Annotated in this window: 8 protein-coding genes; 3 read left to right on the top strand and 5 right to left on the bottom strand. The window is 45.9% G+C overall.

Annotation, left to right across the window (positions count from 1 at the left end; genetic code table 11):
- Positions 1 to 121: 121 nt before the first annotated feature.
- From L2082_RS17755 to L2082_RS17765, 3 genes are all read left to right on the top strand, one after another.
- Positions 122 to 421, top strand: coding sequence for a hypothetical protein (locus tag L2082_RS17755; protein WP_446012050.1), 300 nt, complete (start codon positions 122 to 124; stop codon positions 419 to 421).
- Complete coding sequence (locus L2082_RS17760) at positions 372 to 755, top strand: hypothetical protein (protein WP_446012051.1); 384 nt, start codon at positions 372 to 374, stop codon at positions 753 to 755. The genes L2082_RS17755 and L2082_RS17760 overlap by 50 nt, the downstream gene beginning before the upstream one ends.
- Positions 756 to 1,032: 277 nt before the next feature.
- Positions 1,033 to 1,440 (top strand): bacteriohemerythrin, encoded by a 408-nt coding sequence (locus L2082_RS17765; protein ID WP_446012052.1) that lies wholly within the window; start codon positions 1,033 to 1,035, stop codon positions 1,438 to 1,440.
- 84 nt (positions 1,441 to 1,524) lie between these two features.
- Here L2082_RS17765 and L2082_RS17770 read toward each other — a convergent pair whose 3' ends face one another.
- From L2082_RS17770 to L2082_RS17790, 5 genes are all read right to left on the bottom strand, one after another.
- Positions 1,525 to 2,472, bottom strand: a complete 948-nt coding sequence (locus tag L2082_RS17770) for a DMT family transporter (RefSeq protein ID WP_446012053.1) — start codon at positions 2,470 to 2,472, stop codon at positions 1,525 to 1,527.
- A gap of 135 nt (positions 2,473 to 2,607) precedes the next feature.
- On the bottom strand, positions 2,608 to 4,296 hold the full coding sequence (locus L2082_RS17775; RefSeq protein WP_446012054.1) for a glutamine--tRNA ligase/YqeY domain fusion protein: 1,689 nt from the start codon (positions 4,294 to 4,296) through the stop codon (positions 2,608 to 2,610).
- A gap of 226 nt (positions 4,297 to 4,522) precedes the next feature.
- Positions 4,523 to 4,747 (bottom strand): hypothetical protein, encoded by a 225-nt coding sequence (locus tag L2082_RS17780; protein WP_446011016.1) that lies wholly within the window; start codon positions 4,745 to 4,747, stop codon positions 4,523 to 4,525.
- Positions 4,748 to 4,837: 90 nt separating this feature from the next.
- Positions 4,838 to 5,449: a hypothetical protein gene (locus L2082_RS17785; protein ID WP_446011015.1), complete on the bottom strand. Its 612-nt coding sequence runs from the start codon at positions 5,447 to 5,449 to the stop codon at positions 4,838 to 4,840.
- A 15-nt stretch (positions 5,450 to 5,464) separates the two neighbouring features.
- The gene (locus tag L2082_RS17790; protein WP_446011014.1) at positions 5,465 to 5,773 is read right to left on the bottom strand and encodes a hypothetical protein; all 309 of its coding nucleotides are present in this window, start codon (positions 5,771 to 5,773) and stop codon (positions 5,465 to 5,467) included.
- Positions 5,774 to 6,669: the final 896 nt, after the last annotated feature.

Below are 6,669 nucleotides of genomic sequence, written 5' to 3' on the forward strand. Positions count from 1 at the left end.
GTTTGATTTTTTCATCTCACCAAACAAATAGACAATCGTCAAGTCGAAAATAGCTGGAAAAAAAAATTTCGGTAATTAAGTTATCCCGCTTGAATGTTTAGGTGTTTTTTTACGAGCTGAATTGCTGGGGAATTGCTGTTATGAGATCAATCTGATCCTCAAAGACAGCTCTCGTGTTCATGTGGTTCATCATGGTAATAAAAAGAGAATCCGGCAGGATGCTGCTGTGTTGGCAGAGTTCCTTGACAAGCCGCTTTGGGATGCCTCCGGGGTAAATATGCTTAAAGGAATAGGCAAGGATTTCATTTCAAAGTGGTCTGAGATTATGGAGGAATATCCCTCTGGAGACTCTGAAGGGGTGGATATGAAGCGTGTCATGGGATATCGCTCCGTTATTTGTTCGAAAAGACGACCAGATTGAAGGCATGACCTACTTGCTGACCTTGTGTGTCAGGGTTATGACGTTGATAGAGTTTGTTGTTCAGCGTTCATTAAAGGAAGAAAAGACCGGACTGTCGGGCGTGCATCCTGAGAACCGAAGAAAAATCAAAGAGAAACCTTCTGCGGAGAGAATCCTAAAGGCTTTTTCGAGAATTAGTCTCACTATTATTACTGATCAGGCTGGGAATGTTATTGTTCGTTCCTTAAAAACATTATCGAATTTACAAAGAGAAATCATACAACGACTCAATTTGGATCCATTCGCTTATTTTTTTTGTAGTTTGATGAATTTCCAACTCCCTGTACTTGCATGATTTATTTTTTTTGCGCAAAATCAATTCCAGATGGTTTTTCGCTCCACATGTTGAAGAGCGAGAAATTTGTTGCCACATAAACGAATTTCACCCTCTTCGACATCGAAATCAGGGTTTTTTAGTCAGGTTTGGTAAAATTCTCCGAACTGCGTTTTGAAATGAGCGAATGGGGAGACAAAAGCAAAAACTTACTATCTTGTTTGCAGGAAAAAAGATAGAATATGTGCAACATTGTGGTTTGTCAAAAGGCTGTAATCCGAAAAGGGAGGTTAAAAATATGAGTCTTATCAAATGGAATGATAGTTTTAGCGTAAATGTGAGCAGGATTGACCGGGAGCATAAAAAACTTGTTGAGATGGTCAATGAACTCACGGACGCTATGAAAGAAGGGCATGGCAAGGATGTTCTTGGGGAAATCTTGGATGGGCTGATCGCATATACAGCCTCTCATTTTCAAACTGAGGAAAATTATTTTCAACAGGTCAAATATCCTGGAGCTGCTGAACATAAGAAAGAACATGTTGCCTTTGTTCAGAAGGTAACAGAATTTAAAAAGGAGTTTGATGCAGGCCGGGCAACGGTTTCAGTCAATGTTCTTCAATTTCTCAGCAAGTGGCTGCAAACCCATATTAAAGGGGCTGATAAGGAGTATAGTAGTTTTTTGAATGAAAACGGTATTAAGTAGGGCGTTTTCTCTATAACTCTCCTCTTATCCTTCCGGGGTGGAGTAAAATACTAGGTTCCACCCTTTCTCTTTTGCTGGTTCTCGTTAGAATTTTTGCCAAACAGTGTGGTCTTCTGCTCCCTGCTGGACAATAAACATTGCTGCAATAATCAATCCCACTCCTGGTACGACATGGAATGAAGGCAGGGGATGACCCAAGCCCCATTCTATCAGGACAATACATGGTGGATAGAGATAGCTGTAGGCCATGACCCTGGTTGGCCCAAGAGAAAGCGTACAGCGCTGAGTAAGAAAAAAGGTGATGATGGTCGAGAAGATAGCAAGGTAGATTATTCCAGCCCAGATTTTTAACGGGACAGTGCCCCAAGCGACGCCTGGAAGCTGGTGTCCACAAAACAGGAAAAGCCAACCACAGGCTGTAACCATGATCCAGAAGGTCATAACTGACATAGGTTCTTCCTGGTGAAATAACTTAACAAGAGGCGTGTAAAAGGCCATAAACAGGCAGCTGATAAAGAAAATCAGATCGCCGGAATTGAGATTAAAGGCCAGAAGCTCTGTCAGGCTACCCCGAAATAACACCCATATCGCCCCAACCGTTGCAGGAAACATGGCAATGAGTCTGTATTTTCCTAAGCGCTCTTTGAGCAGTACAGCACTGTACAGGCCAGAGATGCTGGGCACCAAGGTGAAAATTACCCCGGTGTTCAGAGCAGTAGTTGACCGGAGCGAGAGAAACATGAGCCAGAAAAAGCTGGTCAGGACAAAGCTGATACAGGCATAGCCGATGAGGCGTTTTTTCTCCGGTAGATGGACCCCGTGTTTATATTGGACATAAGGGAGAAAGAGCAGGGCCGCAATCACGAAACGAAGCAGGGTAAGCACGGAAGGGTTCATGCCGTGGGCAATGGCCTTGCTTGCTGTGAATGAGGTAGATACCAGGACAGCACAGAGCAGCATCATGGCATGAAATGCCCAGAACCGTTTTTTTTCCTGCTGTGCTGCTCTGGTACCGGATTGATGTGTTTTCAAGGTTAGGTGAAGATCTCTTATATTCTCTTGTTATTCCTGGAGAGGCTGAACCTCTTTCCTTTGCCCCAGTTCTGCTAAGGCTTGTCGTCATCCTTCCCTGCAACCATCAGTAATCAACATGAAAAGGGTGGCTTATCATTTTTTCATCTGCATTTTGGCCCAGCTGTCCCGCAGGGTCACGATGCGATTGAAGACCGGCCTGCCCGGCTGGCTTTCCTTGCTGTCCAGGCAGAAGTATCCCTGCCGTTCAAACTGTACCCGATCATCCACGCTAAGTTTTGCCAGCGAGGGTTCCAGGATGCTGTTTTCCAGCACCTGACAGGAATCCGGGTTGATGAACTCCTTAAAGTCTTTTTCCTTATCTGCATCCGGGCTTTCCACGCTGAAGAGTCTATCATAGAGACGAACCTCAGCCGGGATGCCGTGCTTGGCAGAAACCCAGTGGATGGTGCCCTTGACCTTACGACCGTCCGGGGCCGAGCCACCCTTGGTCTCTGGATCATAGGTACAGTGCAGCTCAACTACCTCGCCGTTCTCGTCCTTGATTGCTTTGTCACAGGTAATCAGATAGGCGTAGCGCAGGCGCACCTCCCGACCCTCAGTGAGGCGGAAGAACTTTCTGGGCGCGTTCTCCATGTAGTCGTTTCGTTCCACATAGATCTCCCGGCTAAAGGGGAGGGTGCGCGTCCCCATTTCAGGATTCTGGGGATGATTCTGGGCCTCCAGCTCCTCCTCCTGGTTTTCCGGGTAGTTGGTGATCACGACCTTCAAAGGCTCCAGCACGCCCATGACTCTGGGCGCATGCACGTTCAGGTCATCGCGTACGGCATTCTCCAGCACCCCCATATCAATCCAGGAATCCCGTTTCCCCACTCCGATGGTATCACAGAAATGACGAATTGAGGCGGGTGTGTAGCCCCGGCGGCGCAGGCCGGATATGGTGAGCATCCGGGGGTCGTCCCAACCCTCCACATGTCCTTCATTCACAAGCTGGAGCAATTTGCGCTTACTCATCACGGTGTAGTTGATGTTCAAGCGGGCAAACTCGTACTGGCGTGGGCGGCAGGGTGTTCGGAGCGTATCAAGTACCCAATCGTAGATGGCCCGGTTGTTCTCAAACTCCAGAGTACATATTGAGTGGGTGATGCCTTCGATCATGTCGGACAGGCAGTGGCAGAAATCGTACATCGGGTAGATGCACCATGTATCGCCGGTGCGGTGGTGGTGCTTTTTCATGATCCGGTAGATGGCCGGGTCGCGCATGATCATATTAGGCGCGGCCATATCGATCTTGGCCCGCAGGGAGCAGGTGCCTTCGGCCAGCTCTCCGTTTTTCATCTGCTCGAACAGGGCCAGGTTTTCCTCTACCGGGCGGTTGCGGTACGGGCTTTCCTTGCCCGGCTCGGTCAGGGTGCCCCGGTACTCGCGCATCTCGTCCGCACTGAGATGGCAGACGTATGCCTTGCCTATCTTGATCAGCTCAATTGCAAAGGCATGGAGCTGGTCAAAATAATCAGAGGCGTAATAGAGGTGCTCACCCCAGTCAAAGCCCAGCCAGCGCACGTCCTTCTGGATGGCATCCACGTATTCAGTGGATTCCTTGCCTGGATTGGTGTCGTCAAAGCGGAGATGGCACACGCCCTTGTTCTCCTTGGCAATGCCGAAGTTCAGGCAGATGGATTTTGCATGGCCGATGTGCAGGAAGCCGTTAGGTTCCGGCGGAAACCGGGTGACGATGTTGCTGTGCTTGCCGGTTTTCAGGTCATCAGCGACGATCTGGCGAACGAAGTCAAGGGGTTTGGCGGTAGAGTCGGTGTTTGTCATATTAAAAATATTTGCTTAGTAATAAAGACGAAGTGATTTGTATTAATAATCCCATTGATAAACCAGAGAACTACCTGTATGTCGAGCAGAATTTTCATTTTCCCTCAAATTGATCAAGAAGTTCTTCAGGCTTCAGGGAGGGAATCCGTCATCCCATGCAATGTAATCGTCAACAGTGTAGCGTTGGTTTGAAGCAGATTGAGGGTTGTTCATGCGCGCCTCCTTGCTACGGTGCTGTTTTTCCAGAATGACTGGCAAAACGAATCTTTTGATACGCAGAATGCGGTATGCCCGGTGTTACTGGCGGCGGATCAATAAATTCCGCCCCGCGTGCGATATGTTCTTTCTCGCTACGTTTTATGTCTTCATAAATAGCATCCAGATCGAAGTTGAATTTTTCAGCATGCGCTTCACGCATTGTCCGAACTTCATCAATAATTTCATCTCTCATTGTCGGCTCCAAGCAGTTGTTCAGGGGTGCAGATAAAGGGCAGAAACAGCCCTTGCTCTTCAAGATACAGGGCGATTTTCAGCAGATAATTTATAGCATGGACTCCACATTACCGCCATTGATACGCCATACACCAGATTTATATTTGCCTGTGCTGTCCGCCATGCCGTAGTATATTTCCACAGACTGGCCTGCGGTTAATTTGCCTACCTGTTGAGGCGTAAGTATTTGTTTAGAATTGGAAGACCAGTCTCGGCCAGAAAACTTACACCCAGCGTTAGATAATCGATAAAGATGTACTATGAATCCTTGCTTGACATTTGCATCTGCATGTCCAAGTCGTTCTATATCATCCTCTAAATGTTCTTGTGTTGCATTGAGACCGAATTCAATACAGGCTGACAAGGGCAAATAGTCGTAACTTTCTTTTCTTGGTTTTTCTGGTGGTAGTGTAGATAAAACAGTCACATCCCAGTGTTGTCGTCGTGGTTTGCCCAACGTTGCGTTGGTTGGATACTCCTTTTGAAGGATACAAATCTGTTGATGTTGGTACGTCATATATCTTTCTCCTTCTGGAAGAAGGTTATATAACTGCGTGTAAAACAGCGCATGTTGACCATGTTCTGTATAGCATAGATAGGGAGAACTGATAAATTCAACGCAAAATTCGGCTATCGCCTGACGTACTATCTTAATATCCATAATACCAAGTAAACTTCATTTTTCTTCTGAAATCCCTTGCAGTTCAGTATTCGCCGAAGCAAGCGCATTGGCTATATACAGCCTCGTGCCAAAATAGGTGATAAAAAATCCTAGAATTGCAAAACAGAGGATTGATGCGATGATAATTGACTGTGCATTTGGATGGCCAATATCTGCAGAAATATCTGTTGAAATGTTCACAAGAAATTTTACCAGTTCTTTAAACTCCACAAGACCGGCACCGACAAGCATTTTGGTCAGCCAGTCAGAAATTTGTTCCAAGTTTGTATTGATCTGATAGGATATTCTGTTTTCAGGTTTCATGCCATCCCGCTCCTGCATCGTTTTCGGGATGCCAAAAAGAAAACCAAAGGCATTACCGATAAGATATGAGGCGCAAGTGACCATAAAAAGCGTTGCGAGTACAGCCGTGGAGTTCCCCCTTGACAAGGATAGTGCGTAGAATGCAATGCAGATAAAGCAGAGGATTACTCCCAAGGCAAGGCCGGAAAAAATAAAGAGAAAGCTGAAAGTGATCTTCTCCTGCTGAAAAAACGAAGCAATTCTTTTGATCATAGCTCATCAACCTGTTACATATCCGATAAAGTACCTTTAACAGGGTCGCATTATTTGTTTCTTAAAGGGTAAGAAGGTCTATCTCCATTCCTCTGTAATCTCCGGGCAATCAAACTGTATCATTTTTCAAGCGTTGAGACGCAGCATTCACACGTATGAATATTCTGTTTCAACATGTAAACGTTCCTAACCAACGAGTAAACAGAGCATTCAAACATCTGAAACCTCCTGTGCAACGTATAAATGCTCCTTTCGTTAGTTTGAACACAGCATTCGCATGTATGAAAGCTCTATCTCAACATGTAACTGCTCTTAACCAACGAGTGAACAGGGAATTCAAACATCTGAAAGCTCCTGTGCAACGTGTGAATGCTTCGTTCGTACGTTTGAACACAGCATTCGCATGTATGAAAGCTCTATCTCAACATGTAACCGCTCCTAACCAATGAGTAAACACAATATTCAAACATCTGAAAGCTCCTGCGCAACATGTATTGTTTAAATAAAAATACATCAAAAGGGTGTTGAAAAGTACCCCAGCATAGAGCAATTTCAGTTGTCCGAGATGCCCAATAAGCATTTTTTTTCGTTTGTCAGTGTTACTGCAGCTTGATGTCGAACACTTTCCAGGCGGAATTCAGCCT

The organism is Candidatus Electrothrix sp. (assembly GCF_052785085.1).

What these genes read in the sequence shown, in the direction of transcription:
- L2082_RS17785 (WP_446011015.1), bottom strand. Translation starts at nt 5,449, where the DNA reads ATGGATATTAAGATAGTACGTCAGGCGATAGCCGAATTTTGCGTTGAA.
- L2082_RS17775 (WP_446012054.1), bottom strand. Translation starts at nt 4,296, where the DNA reads ATGACAAACACCGACTCTACCGCCAAACCCCTTGACTTCGTTCGCCAG.
- L2082_RS17780 (WP_446011016.1), bottom strand. Translation starts at nt 4,747, where the DNA reads ATGAGAGATGAAATTATTGATGAAGTTCGGACAATGCGTGAAGCGCAT.
- L2082_RS17790 (WP_446011014.1), bottom strand. Translation starts at nt 5,773, where the DNA reads ATGAAACCTGAAAACAGAATATCCTATCAGATCAATACAAACTTGGAA.
- L2082_RS17765 (WP_446012052.1), top strand. Translation starts at nt 1,033, where the DNA reads ATGAGTCTTATCAAATGGAATGATAGTTTTAGCGTAAATGTGAGCAGG.